Raw genomic sequence first — 16,330 nt, forward strand, 5'->3', positions numbered from 1 at the left:
TGAAGGTTACTGAACGGTGATCGCACGCGGCTTCGCTGCCTCGCGCCGGCCGACGCGAATCAGCAGGCAGCCGTTTTCATAGCGGGCGCTGACGTTGTCGGCGTCGGCGTTCTGAGGCAGCTCGACGACGCGACGGAATGCACCGTGAAAGCGCTCCTGCGCGTAGGTGCGCAGGTCGTCGCTGGCGTCCTGCGGCACGGGCTTGCGCTCGCCGCTGATCGTCAGCAGGTCCTTGTCGATCGATACGTCGAAGTCGGCCGCGGCCATGCCGGGGGCGAACGCGACGATCTCGATCGCGTCGTCGGTCGCGCCGACGTTCAGCGCGGGAAACGCGCTCGGCCGCACCGCGCGGATGCCGGCCGGATGCTCGCCGAACAGGCTCGCCACCTGCCGCTGCACGCGGGCGAATTCGTCGAACAGGTCGTAGCCGTAATGGATGCCGCTCATGAAGGTCCTCCGGAACATGAGTGCGAAAGACGCGACGACGCGACGCCGACGGCGTGTGCGATGCGCGGTTTTCCGCTGAGTCGAAACGGGGGCAGTGCGCGTGATGGGCACTGCCTGGCAACGGGTAATTAGAGGTCGCCGCGGCGGTTTTCAAGAGGGAAATTGCAACCGGCATCAATACGTGGCGATGCGAATCGATGCGACAATCGTCGCGCTATCCACAGACCACGGAGACGGGACGGACATGGACATTCAACGCATCGCGATCGTTGGTGCCGGCGTGATCGGCGCGAGCTGGGCGGCTTTCTATCTGTCGCAGGGCTTCGACGTCGTCGCGACCGATCCCGCGCCGCAGGCCGACGCGCGGCTGCGCGACGCACTCGCCGGGTTTCTCGGCGAACGCGCCGCCGAGCTTTCCGCGCGGCTGTCGTTCGACGCGGATCTCGTGCGCGCGCTCGGCGGCGTCGATTTCGTGCAGGAGAACGGCCCCGAACGGCTCGACCTGAAGCGCGCGTTGTACCGGCAGATGGACGACGTGCTGCCGGCGCGCGTGCCGATCGCGTCGAGTTCGTCGGGCCTGAAGATGTCGGAGATCCAGACCGCGTGCGACAAGCATCCGGAACGCTGCCTGATCGCGCATCCGTTCAACCCGCCGCACCTGATTCCGCTCGTCGAGCTGGTCGGCGGCGACGCGACCGACCCGGCCGTGATCGCGCGCGTGAAGGCGTTCTACGACGCGCTCGGCAAGCAGACCATCGTGCTCAACAAGGAAATGACCGGCCACGTTGCGAACCGGCTCGCCGCCGCGCTGTTTCGCGAGGTGTATCACCTGGTCGGCGAAGGCGTGGTGAGCGTCGCCGATGCGGACAAGGCCGTCGCGTGGGGGCCGGGCTTGCGCTGGGGGCTGATGGGGCAGTGCCTGACCTATCACCTCGGCGGCGGCGCGGGCGGGATCGCGCACTTCCTCGAACACCTGTCGGGGCCGATCACGACGTGGTGGGACGACCTCGGCACGCCGTCGTTCGATCCGGCCGTCGATCGCAAGCTGAACGACGAACTGCGCGCGATCCAGGGCGAGCGTTCGATGCAGGAACTGGCGGCCGAGCGCGACCGGCTGCTCGTCGAGCTGATCGACGCGCGGCGGCGCAGCTTCCTGCCCTGAGCGCTCGCTACAGTTCGGCGGCCGCCGTGATCAGCGTCGCCTCGAGCGCGAGCGTCGAGCGTGATGCAGCAGCGGGCCGGTCGATCACATATTCGAGTTCGCCGAGTTCGGGCAACCCTGCGTCGAGCCGGGCGAGCCCGGCCGGAATCACGTAGCCGGCGAACGCGCTGACGCCGAGCCCCGCGCTCGCGGCCGCGCGCAGCACCGCGATGCTGCTGCTCACGACGGCGATCCGGTAAGGGCGGCCGACCGCCTCGAGCGACTCGAGTACGCGGCGGCGCGACACGCTCGGCTCCGGGTGCAGCGCGAGCGGCAGCACGGCCTCATGGCCGGTGATCCGCGAATCGGGGCCGGTGCACCAGTACAGCGGTTCGCTGCGGATCACGCGGCCGCGCCGGCTGCCGGCGACGCGCTTCGCGAACACCAGATCGTGGCGGCCTTCGTCGAGCGCATCGAACAGGTCGCCCGACAGCCCCGTCGAGATCGCGAGCTCGACATCCGGATTGCGCTGCACGAAGCTCGCGAGCGCGGCCGTCAGGTGCGCGCTCGCGAAATCCTCCGACATCGCGAGCCGCACCTTGCCCGACAGCGGCGGGCCGCACACCGACGTGACGGCCTCGTCCATCAGTTCGAGAATGCGCACCGCGTAGCGGAACAGCGCGTCGCCGTGCTGCGACAGGTGCACGTTGCGCGTGTCGCGCTCGAACAGCGGCCGGTCGAGCAGCTCCTCGAGGCGGCGGATATGCTGGCTGACGGTCGACTGCGACAGGCTCACGCGCTCGGACGCGGCGGTGAAACTGCCGGACTGGGCGACGGCGACGAAGCTGCGCAGCAACTCGGGCGGTAAGGGACGCATTGCTAAATCCACTGAATCGGTTTCGACAACTTCATAAATGGCCGGATTTTGCGGCGCTAGTATCGGATCACGCGCTGGTGCGGCCCATGCAAAGGGGCACATCGGACGCGTAGCCCGTGTCGCGCCGCCAGCTCCATCGGTCAGTCTAAGCCATCCGGCGTCCGGCCCGAAACCGCATCATCCCATCGACCGCCCGAGAACGCGCTCGCACGACGAGCCGCCGGGTCGCGGCGCCCCGCCGCAGGAGACAGACTGTCCGCGCCCGGGACCGGCGTGCGGCCCTGGCTTCCGCACGCGTCAGGCGCCCGTCACGAAGAGACTGGAGACGACTCATGATCATCTACGGAACCGCGCTGCTGGCGTTCTGCCATCTGGCCGGGCTGTTCCTCGGCGACCTGCTGGGCGCCGCGATCGGCGTGAAGACCAACGTCGGCGGCGTCGGCATCGCGATGCTGCTGCTGATCTGCCTGCGCCTGTGGCTGCACCGGCGCGGCTGGCTGCCGAAGGAGACCGAGGCGGGCGTCGGTTTCTGGGGCGCGATGTACATCCCGGTCGTCGTCGCGATGGCCGCGAACCAGAACGTCGTCGCCGCGCTGAAGGGCGGGCCGGTCGCGCTGCTGGCCGCCGTCGGCGCGGTCGGGATCTGCGCATGCTGCATCGCGGTACTCGTGCGCACCGGGCGCGACGACACGGCCTTCGCGGGCGTGCCGCAATTCGAAGAACAGTGAAGGAGGCCGCCATGTTGCAGATGCTCGAAAAAACCGTCGCCCACAACGGGCTCGTCGCGTCGTTCGCGCTGGTCGGCCTGATCATGTGGCTGTCGTCGATCGCGTCGCGCAAGCTCACGTACGGCCGCGTACACGGCTCCGCGATCGCGATCGTGATCGGCCTCGTGCTCGCCTATGTCGGCGGCGCGTTCACCGGCGGCGAGAAGGGGCTCGCCGACGTGCGGCTGTTCGCCGGTGTCGGCCTGATGGGCGGCGCGATGCTGCGCGATTTCGCGATCGTCGCGACCGCGTTCGAAGTGCAGCCGACCGAGGCGCGCAAGGCCGGCCTCGTCGGCGTGGTGTCGCTGCTGCTCGGCACCGTGCTGCCGTTCATCGTCGGCGCGAGCATCGCGCGCGCGTTCGGCTACACCGATGCGGTCAGCATGACGACGATCGGCGCGGGCGCCGTCACCTACATCGTGGGGCCCGTCACGGGCGCGGCGATCGGCGCGAGCTCCGACGTGATCGCGCTCAGCATCGCGACTGGGCTGGTCAAGGCGATCATCGTGATGGTCGGCACGCCGGTCGCGGCCAACTTCATGGGCCTGAAGACGCCGCGCTCCGCGATGATCTTCGGGGGCCTCGCCGGCACCGTGAGCGGCGTGAGCGCGGGCCTCGCCGCGACCGACCGCCGGCTCGTGCCGTATGGCGCGCTGGTCGCGACGTTCCATACGGGCGTCGGCTGCCTGCTCGGCCCGTCGCTGCTGTTCTTCACGACGCGCGCGCTGGTCGGCGCATAGCCGCCGCTGACGATTCGGGCGGCCCGCGCTCGGGCGGCCCGCGCGTGCGGCCGGTGTGTGCGGTTTCCGCCGCGCCGAATCCATCGCGGCGCCCTCTGAGTCGCATTCTTCAACATCATCAATCGACGGCGGCGCCAGGCTTAGAATGCCGCTGGACCATCGAAGCGGGAGAACTGTTCATGACGGGATGGAATCACGCGCGGCAAGCGCGCGACGCACGCCTCGCGGCCGGCGCGGCGTACGTGCAGGGCAAGCGGGTCGATGCGCGCGACACCGTCGCGTTGCTCGAAGCGGTGCTGCGGCCCGGCGACCGCGTTTGCCTCGAAGGCGACAACCAGAAACAGGCCGACCTGCTCGCGACGGCGCTCGCCGACGTCGACAGCGCGAAGATCCACGACCTGCACATGGTGCAGTCGGGCGTCGTGCTGCCCGAGCATCTCGACGTGTTCGAGCGCGGGATCGCGAAGCGTCTCGACTTCGCGTATTCGGGCCCGCAGTCGCAGCGGATCGCGAAGCTGCTGTTCGGCGGCAAGATCGCGCTCGGCGCGGTGCACACGTATCTCGAGCTGTTCGCTCGCTACTTCATCGATCTCACGCCGCAGGTCGCGCTGATCGCGGCGGTCAGCGCCGATCGCGACGGCAACCTGTACACCGGCCCGAACACGGAAGACACGCCGACCGTCGTCGAGGCCACCGCGTTCAAGGACGGCATCGTGATCGCGCAGGTCGACCGCATCGTCGACAAGGTGCCGCGCGTCGACATTCCCGGCGACCGCGTGCATTTCGTCGTCGAGGCCGGCCGGCCGTTCTACGTCGAGCCGCTGTTCACGCGCGACCCGGCCGCGATCACCGAAACGCAGATCCTGACCGCGATGCTCGCGATCAAGGGCATCTACGAACCGTACGGGATCAAGCGCCTGAACCACGGGATCGGCTTCAACACGGCCGCGATCGAGCTGCTTCTGCCCACCTACGGCGCGAAGCTCGGGCTCAAGGGCAAGGTCTGCACGCACTGGGCGCTCAATCCGCACCCGACGCTGATCCCCGCGATCGAGTCGGGCTGGGTCGAGCAGATTCACTGCTTCGGTTCCGAAGTGGGGATGGACGACTACATCCGCGCGCGCTCCGACGTGTGGTTCACGGGCCCCGACGGGTCGCTGCGCTCGAACCGCGCGTTCTGCCAGACCGCGGGCCTCTATGCGTGCGACATGTTCATCGGCTCGACGCTGCAGATCGACCTGGCGGGCCATTCGTCGACGGTCACGGCCGAGCGGATCGCCGGCTTCGGCGGCGCGCCGAACATGGGCAGCGACGCGCGCGGCCGGCGTCATCCGAGCGAGCCGTGGCTGAAGGCCGGCGCGCAAGCCGATCCCGACACGCCGGCGGCGCTCAGGCGCGGCCGCAAGCTGGTCGTGCAGATCGGCGAGACGTTCGGCGACAAGAACGTGCCGATGTTCGTCGAGAAGCTCGACGCGCTGAAGCTCGCCGACAAGCTGCAGCTCGACCTCGCGCCGATCATGGTCTACGGCGACGACGTCACGCACATCGTCACCGAGGAAGGGATCGCGAACCTGCTGATGTGCCGCGACAAGGATGAGCGCGAGCACGCGATCCGCGGCGTGGCCGGGTATACCGAGGTCGGCCGCGGCCGCGACCGCAGGATGGTCGAGCGGCTGCGCGAGCGCGGCGTGATCCGGCGTCCGGAGGATCTCGGCATCGATCCGCTCGACGCCGACCGCCGCTGGCTCGCCGCGCGTTCGATCAAGGATCTCGTGCATTGGTCGGGCGGCCTCTATGCGCCGCCGGCCCGGTTCCGCAACTGGTGAGGAAGAGGGCATGGAACAGTTGAACTACCGCTTCACCGCGCGCGAGCGCGCGCAGGGCGAACGGGCCACGGCGCTCGTCGGCGTGGTCGCGTCCGGCAATCTGGAGGTGCTCGTCGAGCGCGTGCTGCCGGGCAATGAATGCGAGATCGACATCCGCACCGCGGCGGTCGGTTTCGGCGCGGTGTGGCAGGCCGTCGTGTCGGACTTCGTCGAACGGCGCGCGCCGGGCGGCCTGAAGCTGTCGATCAACGACGGCGGCGCGCGGCCCGACATGGTGTCGTTGCGGCTCGCGCAGGCCGTGCGCGCGATCGAGGGGGACGCATGACGACCGACATGATCCATGACACGCCCGCGTTCGTCGCGAACGGCGCGAGCTGGTACGAAGCGTCGGCGCGCCAGCGCGTCGACGGGCTGCTCGACGCGGGCAGCTTCACGGAATTTCTCGGGCCGGGCGAACGCGTGACGAGCCCGCACCTGCCGCTGTTCGACCTGCCGCAGCAGTTCGACGACGGGATGGTGGTCGGCCACGGCCGGCTCGACGGCAAGCCGGTGTTCGTCGCCGCGCAGGAAGGCCGCTTCATGGGCGGCGCGTTCGGCGAAGTGCACGGCGCGAAGCTCACCGGGCTGCTGCGGGCGGCGCGCGAACTCGGCACGCCGGTGCTGATCCTGTTCGATACGGGCGGCGTGCGGCTGCAGGAAGCGAACGCGGGCGAGCTCGCGATCGCCGAGATCATGCGGGCGCTCGTCGACGCGCGTGCAGCCGGCGTGCCGGTGATCGGACTGATCGGCGGGCGCTCCGGCTGCTACGGCGGCGGTGGGCTGCTCGCCGCGTGCTGCTCGGCGCTCGCGGTGTCCGAGCAGGGGCGCATCAGCGTGTCGGGCCCCGAGGTGATCGAGACCAATCGCGGTGTCGAGGAGTTCGACGCGAAGGATCGCGCGCTGATCTGGCGCACGATGGGCGGCAAGCATCGGCGGCTGATCGGCGGCGCGGATCGTTACGTGGCCGACACGCCCGACGCGTTTCGCGCGGCGGCGCTCGCGCTGCTCGAGCGTGCGCCGACATTCGACGTGGCGATGCTGCGCGCGGAGCAGGCGCGTCTCGAAGCCCGCGTCGAACGGTTTGGTGGCTGCAAGGACGCTCTGGATGTGTGGCGCGCGCTCGGCGCGGACACGCCGGAAGCGATCCCCGGGATGCCCGACGACGAATTCGCGAAGCTCGCCGACCAACTGCAGGAGCCGCAGCATGACGCTCGATGAAGTCCTGACCTCGCTGTTTCCCAAAGGCCATTCGATTACGCGCAGCGGCGGCCTGCTGACGGGCCACGCGCTGCTGACCGGCACGCGCGTCGACGTGATTGGCGTTTCCGAGCGCTTGCCGTTCGGCATCGACGAAGCGCTGACGCTCGCGTCGCACGTGCTCGACACGATCGAGCGCGGCGGCGACACGCCGATTCTCGTGCTCGTCGACAGCGACAGCCAGCGGATGAGCAAGCGCGACGAACTGCTCGGCCTGAACGAAGGGCTGTCGCATCTCGCGAAATGCCTGATGCAGGCGGAGCTCGCCGGGCACCGCACGATCGGCGTGCTGTACGGCCATACGGCCGCGGGTGCGTTCATCGCGACCGCGCTCGCGACGCGTACGCTGCTCGCGGTGCCGGGCGCCGAGCCGGAGGTGATGGACCTGCCGTCGATGTCGCGCGTGACGAAGCTGCCGATCGACGTGCTGAAGGAGATGGCGCGCGCGACGCCGGTGTTCGCGCCGGGGCTCGACAATCTCGTGAAGATGGGCGCCGTCGACGCCGTGCTCGATCCGGGCCGCGCGCTCGACGCGCAGGTCGGTGAATGGCTCGGCAGGCCGGCCGATCGCGGCGACGGTCGTGCGGCGCGCGGCCGGCCGGTCGCGGCCGACGTCGCGCGACGCGTCGAGGCACTCGCGCGTGCCGCACGCTGACACACCGCTGCGCCGCCACACGCTCGTCACGCTGACGGCGGCCGGGTGGCGCGCGGCATGCGCGCGCGATCCCGCGCTGGCCGCAGATCCGCTCGTGCAGGCGTGGGCCGCGCACGGCCGGCCGCTGATCGTGCGCCGCGCGTCGCCCGACGAGGCCGACGCGGGTCGCATTCCGCTCGGCTTGCCGCTGCCGCCTTCCGCGGGCAAGCGGCGCATCGCGCTGAGCGTCGCCGCCGACGCGGTGGCGGCGGTCGGCCCGCTGCCTGCGCTGGCCGACGTGCTCGCCGTCGCGCCCGATGCATGGCACGCGACATTGCGCGAGCTGGACGCGCTCGGCGCGCGCTGCGGCGTGCCGGGCCGCGTGTTCGGCAGCCTCGCGTGGCAGGCGCTGACGGGCGAGTGCTACCTGAGCGCGTCCTCCGATCTCGATATCGTGTTTCCGCTGCCGGCCGCCGCGTCGCTCGCCGCGTTGCTCGACGGCCTGGCGGCGCTCGATGCGCGCGCGCCGATGCGCATCGACGGCGAACTGCTGCGCGACGACGGCGCTGGCGTGAACTGGCGCGAATTGCATGCGCGGCTGCCTGAAGTCGCGGTCAAGACGGCGATCGCCGTCGAATTGATGTCTGCCGATGCATTCACGGGAGGCGCGCGATGAGTGCCGGAGCCGCTCGCCGCGCAACGGCGCCGTCCGACGCCGAGCGCATCGCCGCACTGGCCGAGCACAGCCTCGTGCTCGAAATCGACACGTATCCGAAACCGGGGCTCGTCAGTCACGTCGACACCGGCAGCCATGCGGACATGGACGCCGCGACGTTCGCTCGCAGCGCGGCTGTGCTGCGGCCGTATTTCGCGGAGCTCGCCGAAGCCGGCGCGCGCGACGCGGACATGGCCGTGCTGCGCAAGATCGGGCTGCGCGCGGAGCACGCGATGCTCGCCGCGACCGGCGGCGTCAACACGCATCGCGGCGCGATCTTCGGGCTCGGGCTGCTGTGCGCGGCCGCCGGCCGCCGCACGGTGCCTGGCACCGCGGCATGCGCGATGACGCTCGGCGCGTTCGTCGCGCAGCGCTGGGGCCCCGACATCCTCGGCGGCCCGCGGCTGCCCGATAGTCATGGCGAGCGCGCGAGCCGCCGTTACGGCGTCGGCGGCGCGCGTCGCGAGGCGGCCGACGGGTTCGCGACCGTGTACGGCGTCGGGTTGCCGGCCCTGCGCCGCGCGCGACGCAGTGTCCCGGGCGATCCGGAAGCCGCGCGTGTCGACGCGTGCTTCGCGCTGATCGCCGCGCTCGACGATACGAATCTGCTGCACCGGGGCGGCCAGGCCGGCCTCGAGTTCGCGCGAGCCACGGCACGCGCGTTCGTCGCCCGCGGCGGCATACGCGCCCGCGACTGGCGCTTGCGCGCGGCGGCCGCGCACCGCGCGTTCGTTGCCCGCCGGCTGAGCCCGGGCGGCGCGGCCGACCTGCTGGCGATGAGCGTGTTCGTCGATGCGCTCGAAGCGGTCGAGGAGGCGCGATGACGCTGGCGATCCTCTGTTCGGGGCAAGGCGCGCAGCGCGCGGACATGTTCGAGCTGACTGGCGCGGTGCCGCAGGCCGATGCGCTGTTCGCGCACGCCGGCCGGCTCCTCGGCGACGATCCGCGCAACTGGGTGCGGCACGCCGAACCGGACGCGCTGCACGAGAACCGCGCAGCGCAGCTTCTCTGCACGCTGCAGGCGCTCGCGGCGGCCGCGTTGCTCGATACGGTGTGGCCGCGGCGTCGCTGTGTCGCGGGATACAGCGTCGGCGAAGTCGCGTCGTGGAGCGTCGCGGGGATGATCGATCCGCACGACGCGCTGGATCTTGCCGATGCACGCGCCCGCGCCATGGACGCCGCGAGCGGCGGCGATGAACGGATGGCGTTCGTGCGCGGGCTGACGCGCGCGCAGCTCGCGCGGCTGTGCGACGGACGCGATGCCGCGATCGCGATCGCCAATCCCGGCGACGCGTTCGTGGTGGCCGGGCGGCAGGCCGACGTCGCCGCGGTGGCCGACGACGCCGCCCGCGATGGGGCGCTGCGCGTGGCGCCCGTGTGCGTGCGGATCGCATCGCACACGCGGCGACTCGTGTTGGCGGTCCCCGCGTTTCGCGCGTCGCTGGCCGCCGTGAACGTGCACCGGCCGCCGCCCGGCACGCGACTGTTTTCGGGGATCGACGGCGCGTCGGTGCTCGATGTTGGCGCGGGGCTCGACAAGCTCGCGCGGCAGATCGCGGAGCCGGTCGAGTGGGCGGCCTGCCTGGCCGCGTGCGTCGAGGCCGGCGCGACCGCGTTTCTCGAACTCGGCCCCGGTCGCGCGCTGACCGAGATGGCGGGCGGCGCGTATCCGGCGCTGCCGGCGCGCAGCGTCGCGGATTTCCGTTCCGTCGACGGTATCGCGAGCTGGCTCGCGCGCGTCGCGGCCGGCTGACCGGCGGCGCGCAAGCGCCCCACAAGCGCCCCGGCATCGCGGCGCATCGATTCGGAAACCGTTCGGTTCGAGGGCCATTCCGCGGCGTGTGTTGCGCCGGCGCAGCACCGTTTCAGCAGGTGCTTGCCACGCGAATTGGCGTCGCTACAATGGCGCCCGCCATGAGACCAGCCGCCTTCCTCCTCGCCGCGCTCGGCTGCGCGGCGAGCGCCCACGCCAGCCCGATTCCGTCCGACGCCGCGTCGGTCGGCACGTACTTTTCGTATGACAATGCGGCGGCCGACGCGACCGTCGACCTGATTGGGCAAGCGCAGCGCCGCGTGCTGCTGGCCGGCTACGCGTATGTGCCGCCCGCGGTCGCCGCCGCGCTGCGTACGGCGCGCTCGCGCGGGATCGAAGTGCGGGTCGTGCTGGTGCGTTCGTCGCGTGCCGGCAAGTACAGCGGCGCAGGCTATCTGAAATCGGCCGGCATCGACGTCGCGATCGACTCGCGCCAAGGCGATCCGGCGCCGCGCTTCGTGATCGTCGACGACAGCGTCGCGCTGACGACGCTGTCCGACGACGCCGCCGCGCGGGCGGAAACGGTGAACGTGTTCCAGCGCGCGCCGGAGCTTGCGCAGTCGTACGCGCAGTCGTTCTGGCGGCTGTACCGGCAGGCCGGCGGCCTCTGACCAGCGAGCCCGCCCGGGCGAACTCCACCGTCTCTTTCCGCGCGGCCACCCCCAAACCGCAATCCGCACGCATTCCACGCCGGTGTGACCCCGCTTGCATCGGCGCGTCCGATGAACCATGCTCGTTGGACAGGCGCCGGCGCGGGTCTCGCGCATGCGGCGCCACGCAGGGAGCCGATCGTGACCGAGTGTTTTGCCGATCGCGCCGACGCGGGTCGCCGGCTTGCGGACGCGCTGCACGACTATGCGGGGCGTCGCGACGTCGTCGTGCTCGCGCTGCCGCGCGGCGGCGTGCCGGTGGCATACCAGGTCGCGCTGGCGCTGCACGCGCCGCTCGACGTGCTGATCGTGCGCAAGCTCGGCATGCCGTCCGATCCCGAATTCGCGATCGGCGCGATCGCGACCGGCGGGGTGATCCACCTGCAACACGCGGCGATTCGCGCGATGGGCGTGACCGATGGCCAGCTGGCCGACGTGATCGCGCGCGAAACCGTCGAACTGGAGCGCCGCGACGCGCTGTATCGCGGCGGCCGGTCGCCGCTGCCGGTCGACGGCCGCATCGCGATCGTCGTCGACGACGGCGTCGCGACCGGCGCATCGATGCGCGTCGCGCTGCAGGCGCTGCGCGAGCGCCATCCCGCGCGCATCGTGGCCGCCGCACCGGTTGCGCCGGCGGGCGCGCGGCACGTGTTCGACGGTCTGGCCGACGCGTTCGTGACGGTGTCGCAGCCGTACCTGTTCTTCGGGATCAGCCAGTTCTACGCGCGTTTCGACCAGACCGGGGACGACGAGGTGCGTGCGCTGCTCGAGGCGTCCCGCGCGCAGGACGACGACATCACGTCCGTCTGACCCGGCGCCGGCGCGCTGCCGGGCGAGCGGCTTCCGCCTGCGCGAACACCCGCTGCAGCGCCGGATGAACGTCGCCGCGCCAGCGGTCGCCCGTGAACAGCCCGTAGTGATCGCAATCGTCGATATCGACACGATGGCGCTCGCCGGCCGCTAGGCCGCCGCACATGTCGAGTGCCGCATGCGTCTGGCCGGCGCCGGTGACGGCGTCGCAACGGCCTTCCACCGTCAGCAGCAAAACGCCGCGCAGCGCGGCCGGCTCGACGCGCCGGCCGCCGACGTCCCACGTGCCGTTCGGCAAACACATTCGCTGGAACACGACATCGACGGTATCGAGGAAGTATTCGGCCGGCATGTCGAGCAGCGCCGTGTACTCGCGCAGCGCGCGCCGCGCGTCCGCCAGCGCCGTCAGGTCGAAGCGCGACGCGGCGCGCGCGTACTCCTCGATCAGCGTCAGCAAGCGTTGCGGATACAGCAGCGCGATTTCGCCTTGCTGGAGATAGGTCGGGAACACATGCCGGCCGCGGCCGGGGAAGCAGGGCGGCACGATGTCGATCAGATGGCGGCGGCACCACGTGAGCGAACGCGACGCGGCGGTCGTGCCGAGTGAGCTCGGGTTGATGCGCGCGTCGAGCGGCCCGCCGATCAGCGTGACGCTCGCGGGCGGCGCGAGGCCGCGCGCGGCGCGCAGCGCGAGCGCGCCGAGCGCGGGCACGGTGGCCTGGCACACGGCGACGACATGCAGCGGCCGGGCGTCGCGGGCGAGCGCGTCGACGAAGCCGTCGAGCGTCGCCACGTATTCGTCGAGCCCGAAGCGGCCGGCCGCGAGCGGCACGTCGCGCGCATTGACCCAGTCGGTCACGCACACGTCGCCGTCCGCGAGCAGCGCCTCGACGGTCTCCCGCATCACCACGGCCGCGTGACCGGCGAGCGGCGCGCACAGCAGCATCGTGCGTCGGGTGTCGTCGCGCGCGAAGCGCCTCAACTGGCAGAACGGCGTGTGCGCGACGATCCGCTCGTCGACGGCCGGCCGCCGGATCTCGAAGCGCGGCGGCCCCACGGCCGGCCCGAGCAGCGGCTCGAACAGGTCGTCATAACACGACGACGCGGCGTGCGGCAGCGTCTCGGCGGGCCACACGTCGAACGCGTGACGCGTCGCTTCGCGCCACGCGCGCATCCATTCCCGCTGCTGCTCGACGACGGCGTACCACATGGCAAACCTGGCGCGGAAGGGGCGTGAATCTGCATTATGGTCACTCCGGCCGCACAGCGGGTGTCGAAAAAATCGTCACCGGGTGACGTGGATCAAGCATGCAGCGGGCATGCGTCGCGCTAGGCGGCGGCGCACGGCGCTGCTACAGTCGTCGCTCCCATTCCCCTCAAGCGGAGCGTTGCAATGAAGCTGATCGGCATGCTGGATTCCCCGTTCGTGCGCCGTGTCGCCATATCGGCGAGGCTGCTCGACCTGCCGTTCGAACACGAGTCGGTGTCGGTGTTCCGCCACTTCGACCGGTTCCGGACGTTCAGCCCGGTCGTGAAGGCACCGACGCTCGTGACCGACGACGGCACGACGCTGATCGATTCGTCGCTGATCGTCGACTACCTCGACCATCGCGTCGCGCCGGAGCGGCGCCTGCTGCCCGACGCCGCCGACGCGCGGCTGCGCGCGCTCGTGCCGGTCGGTTTCGCGCTGGCGGCGGCCGAGAAGACGGTGCAGGTCGTGTACGAGCAGGCGCTGCGGCCGGCCGACAAGCAGCACGCGCCGTGGCTCGAGCGCGTGCTGAGCCAACTCGAGGCCGCATACGGCGAACTCGAGCCGGTGGTCGCGGCCGCGAACGGCTGGCTCGGCGGCGCGCGCCTGCTGCAGTCGGACGTGACCGTCGCCGTCGCATGGCGTTTCACGCAGTTCATGACCGCCGATTACCCGGCGCTCGCGCGGATCGATCCGGCCCGTTATCCGGCGCTCGCCGCGCATTCGGCGCGTGCGGAATTGCTGCCGGCGTTCGTCGAGACGCCGCTCCACTGAAGCCGGCGTCGCTCGCGGCGGGCGGCGGCGGATCGAGGGGGCGGGGCGCGACCGGCGTGCGTGGGGCTGCATCGGGACCCGGGCCGGCGTCCGGCGCGGCTCGCCCCGGGCGTCGTCGACTGCCAGGCCGCCCGTTTTTCCCCGGCCGTTCGGCGCAGCGGACGCAAAAACCACGGCGCGTGCGTCTGTTTTACGGTCCCCCGGTCACCCCTCTGCACCCGCTCGGCCGCGCCGGCAAAGGCCCGGCCGATTGTTCTCGGCCGCTGACAAGTGACTTCGCATTCGTGCCATTTATCCGGATGCACCCGGTCCCTAGAATCCACTCCATCGAATACGCATTGCCTGATGGAGCCGAAGATGAGAGCCCTGATCGAATCGAGCCTGTACCACCCGTCCGTCGTGTTGCCGCTTGCCGCGCTGACGCAGCTGATGGTCGAGCGCGACTTCAATCTCGGCCAGGTCGGCATGATCGTCGCCGCGCGCGGCGCGCAGGCTGCCATGTCGCGTTCGCGCGCACTGATCTTCTCCCGCAACGGCGAAGCGCACGCATGAACGTCCGTGCACCGGACAGACGAAAAAAAGCCCGGCCGGCGCAAGCGCCGGTCGGGCCGATCGGATTCGATCGAGCCCCGGCTTCGGCCGGGGCTTTTTCATTCATGGCGCTCAGGCACGGGCGGCCGACACGACGCCGTAGATCTCCGTTTCCTCTTCCTCGCGCAGCTGGCGCACCAGCTGGTGGGCTTCACGATGCGACGCGACGGCCGGCGGCGAGCCCTTGAGCGGCTGGCGCGCGGTTTCGGCGAGCGCGACGACCGACACGATGCCGATCACGGCGGCGCCCATCATGTAGTACGCGGGCATCATCAGGTTGTGGGTTACGTCGACGAGCCACGCGGTGACGAGCGGCGTCGTACCGCCGAACAGCGACACCGACACGTTGAAGCCGATCGCGAGCGCGCCGTAGCGAATCTCGGTCGGGAACAGCGCCGGCAGCGCCGACGGCATCACGCCGGTGAAGCACGACAGCAGCACGCCGAGGATCAGCAGCCCGCTGAACACCGACGCGGTGGTGCCCGCATGAATCAGCATCATCGACGGGATCGACAGCACGAGCAGGCCGACGCAGCCGGCCAGCATCACGGGCTTGCGGCCGATCTTGTCCGACAGGCGGCCGGCGGCGAGCGTCAGCGGCATCATCAGCACCATCACGATCAGCACCAGCACGAGGCTGTGCGATTCGTCGAAATGCAGCGTCGACGACATGAAGCTCGGCAGGTACGACAGCACCATGTAGTCCGTCACGTTGAAGATCAGCACGAGGCCGACGCAGAGCAGCAGCGCGCGCCAGTTGCGCAGCAGCGTTTCGCGAAAGCGCGTCTTCGGCACGGCCTTGTCCTGCGCTTCGCGCTCTTCGGCCTGGCGCTTGAACGCCGGCGTTTCCTCGAGCTTCATCCGGATGTACAGACCGATCAGGCCGAGCGGGCCCGCGATCAGGAAGGGCACGCGCCAGCCCCACGACAGCAGCGCTTCGTGCGACAGCGACGCGGTAAGCAGCGCAACGACGCCAGCACCCATCACATAGCCGATCAGCGTGCCGAACTCGAGGAAGCTGCCCATGAAGCCGCGGCGCTTGTCGGTCGAGAACTCGGCGATGAAAGTGGCGGCGCCGCCGTATTCGCCGCCGGTCGAGAAGCCCTGCACGAGGCGGGCGACGAGCAGCAGCACGGGCGCCATGATGCCGATCGACGCGTAGCTTGGGATCAGGCCGATCGCGAAGGTGCCGACGGCCATCATGATCATCGTCGCGGCGAGCACGCGCTGGCGGCCGATGCGGTCGCCGAGCGGGCCGAACACCATGCCGCCGAGCGGACGCACGAGGAACGCGGCCGCGAACGTGCCGAAGGTCGCGAGCAGCTGCGCGGACGGGCTGCTCGACGGGAAGAACACCTTGCCGAGCGTGACGGCGATATAGCTGTAGACGCCGAAGTCGAACCATTCCATCGCATTGCCGATGGCCATCGCGCTGACGGCGCGCTTGAGCAGGCTCTGGTCGACGACGGTAATGTCGTCCGCGGCGAGCGGGGCCTCGGACGAAGCGGAGGAAGAAGCAGCGGTCGGGCTGACGTGTGTTGCGGTCAAGGTCATGCACTCCTTTGACTGCGCCGGAACGGGCGAGCCGTCCGACACGGTTTGCCGGCGAGCGCGATGTCGAGTGCTGCGCGTCGGGGCAAGCCTTTAAGCGCTTACTGCACAGGGGGCAGCAAGAGGCCGTAAGGGATTGCTTCGACGCGGGCCCGGTGGGCCGTCGCGACGGTGCGCTCATGAAGAATGGGCCGCGTGATGCGAGCGGCGGATGCCGGTGCGGACGGGGTCCGGCGTTCCGGCAACTGCCCCGGAGGGGCAACGAAACGAGAAAAGCGGGCCTGTCGGGCGGGCTTTCCTGTGGATGCAATTCCGGTCGAAGCACCGGCCCGCAACGCGCGGACGGACTTCTCTCGAAATCGAATAGACAGAGATTGAATGTTGAAACAGGCGACATGATAGCACGATGACAGACGATCGTGCAAATTGCCCGGAGTCCCCCGTGGGAC

At 70.4% G+C, this 16,330-nt stretch carries 18 protein-coding genes; 14 read left to right on the forward strand and 4 right to left on the reverse strand.

The window, feature by feature from the left end; genetic code table 11:
• Positions 1 to 6: 6 nt before the first annotated feature.
• Positions 7 to 447, reverse strand: coding sequence for an Hsp20/alpha crystallin family protein (locus BAMB_RS05795; RefSeq protein WP_011656474.1), 441 nt, complete (start codon positions 445 to 447; stop codon positions 7 to 9).
• Between the two features lie 244 nt (positions 448 to 691).
• Between BAMB_RS05795 and BAMB_RS05800 the strand changes: the two genes are divergently transcribed.
• A complete protein-coding gene (locus tag BAMB_RS05800) occupies positions 692 to 1,609 on the forward strand; it encodes a 3-hydroxyacyl-CoA dehydrogenase NAD-binding domain-containing protein (RefSeq protein ID WP_011656475.1) in 918 nt (305 codons plus the stop codon).
• Positions 1,610 to 1,616: 7 nt separating this feature from the next.
• Here the strand turns inward: BAMB_RS05800 and BAMB_RS05805 are convergent, their stop codons facing one another.
• Positions 1,617 to 2,465 (reverse strand): LysR substrate-binding domain-containing protein, encoded by an 849-nt coding sequence (locus BAMB_RS05805; RefSeq protein ID WP_011656476.1) that lies wholly within the window; start codon positions 2,463 to 2,465, stop codon positions 1,617 to 1,619.
• 332 nt (positions 2,466 to 2,797) lie between these two features.
• Here BAMB_RS05805 and madL point away from each other — a divergent pair, with 332 nt between their 5' ends.
• The 11 genes from madL to BAMB_RS05860 all read left to right on the forward strand — a co-directional run bounded on the left by madL (position 2,798) and on the right by BAMB_RS05860 (position 11,716).
• Positions 2,798 to 3,193 (forward strand): malonate transporter subunit MadL, encoded by a 396-nt coding sequence (gene madL, locus BAMB_RS05810; RefSeq protein WP_006754566.1) that lies wholly within the window; start codon positions 2,798 to 2,800, stop codon positions 3,191 to 3,193.
• Between the two features lie 11 nt (positions 3,194 to 3,204).
• The gene (madM, locus tag BAMB_RS05815; protein WP_011656477.1) at positions 3,205 to 3,972 is read left to right on the forward strand and encodes a malonate transporter subunit MadM; all 768 of its coding nucleotides are present in this window, start codon (positions 3,205 to 3,207) and stop codon (positions 3,970 to 3,972) included.
• Between the two features lie 179 nt (positions 3,973 to 4,151).
• On the forward strand, positions 4,152 to 5,798 hold the full coding sequence (gene mdcA / locus BAMB_RS05820; RefSeq protein ID WP_011656478.1) for a malonate decarboxylase subunit alpha: 1,647 nt from the start codon (positions 4,152 to 4,154) through the stop codon (positions 5,796 to 5,798).
• A gap of 10 nt (positions 5,799 to 5,808) precedes the next feature.
• Entirely contained in the window at positions 5,809 to 6,123 is a 315-nt protein-coding gene (mdcC, locus tag BAMB_RS05825) for a malonate decarboxylase acyl carrier protein (RefSeq protein ID WP_006754569.1), read from the forward strand.
• The gene (locus BAMB_RS05830; protein WP_011656479.1) at positions 6,120 to 7,055 is read left to right on the forward strand and encodes a biotin-independent malonate decarboxylase subunit beta; all 936 of its coding nucleotides are present in this window, start codon (positions 6,120 to 6,122) and stop codon (positions 7,053 to 7,055) included. The genes mdcC and BAMB_RS05830 overlap by 4 nt, the downstream gene beginning before the upstream one ends.
• Complete coding sequence (mdcE, locus tag BAMB_RS05835; RefSeq protein WP_011656480.1) at positions 7,042 to 7,749, forward strand: biotin-independent malonate decarboxylase subunit gamma; 708 nt, start codon at positions 7,042 to 7,044, stop codon at positions 7,747 to 7,749. The genes BAMB_RS05830 and mdcE overlap by 14 nt, the downstream gene beginning before the upstream one ends.
• On the forward strand, positions 7,736 to 8,404 hold the full coding sequence (gene mdcG, locus BAMB_RS05840) for a malonate decarboxylase holo-[acyl-carrier-protein] synthase (RefSeq protein WP_011656481.1): 669 nt from the start codon (positions 7,736 to 7,738) through the stop codon (positions 8,402 to 8,404). Before mdcE ends, mdcG begins: the two co-directional genes overlap by 14 nt.
• Positions 8,401 to 9,267, forward strand: a complete 867-nt coding sequence (gene mdcB / locus BAMB_RS05845) for a triphosphoribosyl-dephospho-CoA synthase MdcB (protein ID WP_011656482.1) — start codon at positions 8,401 to 8,403, stop codon at positions 9,265 to 9,267. The genes mdcG and mdcB overlap by 4 nt, the downstream gene beginning before the upstream one ends.
• A complete protein-coding gene (locus tag BAMB_RS05850; protein WP_011656483.1) occupies positions 9,264 to 10,196 on the forward strand; it encodes an acyltransferase domain-containing protein in 933 nt (310 codons plus the stop codon). The genes mdcB and BAMB_RS05850 overlap by 4 nt, the downstream gene beginning before the upstream one ends.
• A 149-nt stretch (positions 10,197 to 10,345) precedes the next feature.
• A complete protein-coding gene (locus BAMB_RS05855) occupies positions 10,346 to 10,867 on the forward strand; it encodes a phospholipase D-like domain-containing protein (RefSeq protein WP_006755998.1) in 522 nt (173 codons plus the stop codon).
• Between the two features lie 180 nt (positions 10,868 to 11,047).
• Positions 11,048 to 11,716 carry a phosphoribosyltransferase gene (locus tag BAMB_RS05860; protein WP_041491338.1) on the forward strand — a complete coding sequence of 223 codons (669 nt, stop codon included), beginning with the start codon at positions 11,048 to 11,050 and terminating at the stop codon, positions 11,714 to 11,716.
• On the opposite strand, the gene phaZ is transcribed toward BAMB_RS05860, so the two are convergent.
• Positions 11,703 to 12,926: a polyhydroxyalkanoate depolymerase gene (gene phaZ, locus BAMB_RS05865; RefSeq protein ID WP_011656485.1), complete on the reverse strand. Its 1,224-nt coding sequence runs from the start codon at positions 12,924 to 12,926 to the stop codon at positions 11,703 to 11,705. The genes BAMB_RS05860 and phaZ overlap by 14 nt on opposite strands.
• A gap of 183 nt (positions 12,927 to 13,109) precedes the next feature.
• On the opposite strand from phaZ, the gene BAMB_RS05870 reads away from it, so the two are divergent.
• Positions 13,110 to 13,739 (forward strand): glutathione S-transferase family protein, encoded by a 630-nt coding sequence (locus tag BAMB_RS05870; protein ID WP_011656486.1) that lies wholly within the window; start codon positions 13,110 to 13,112, stop codon positions 13,737 to 13,739.
• A 357-nt stretch (positions 13,740 to 14,096) separates the two neighbouring features.
• On the forward strand, positions 14,097 to 14,291 hold the full coding sequence (locus BAMB_RS05875; protein ID WP_011656487.1) for a hypothetical protein: 195 nt from the start codon (positions 14,097 to 14,099) through the stop codon (positions 14,289 to 14,291).
• Positions 14,292 to 14,402: 111 nt separating this feature from the next.
• On the opposite strand, the gene proP is transcribed toward BAMB_RS05875, so the two are convergent.
• Positions 14,403 to 15,884, reverse strand: a complete 1,482-nt coding sequence (gene proP / locus BAMB_RS05880) for a glycine betaine/L-proline transporter ProP (RefSeq protein ID WP_011656488.1) — start codon at positions 15,882 to 15,884, stop codon at positions 14,403 to 14,405.
• Positions 15,885 to 16,330 lie beyond the last annotated feature (446 nt).

It is taken from the genome of Burkholderia ambifaria AMMD (assembly GCF_000203915.1).
Taxonomy (GTDB): Bacteria; Pseudomonadota; Gammaproteobacteria; order Burkholderiales; family Burkholderiaceae; genus Burkholderia; species Burkholderia ambifaria.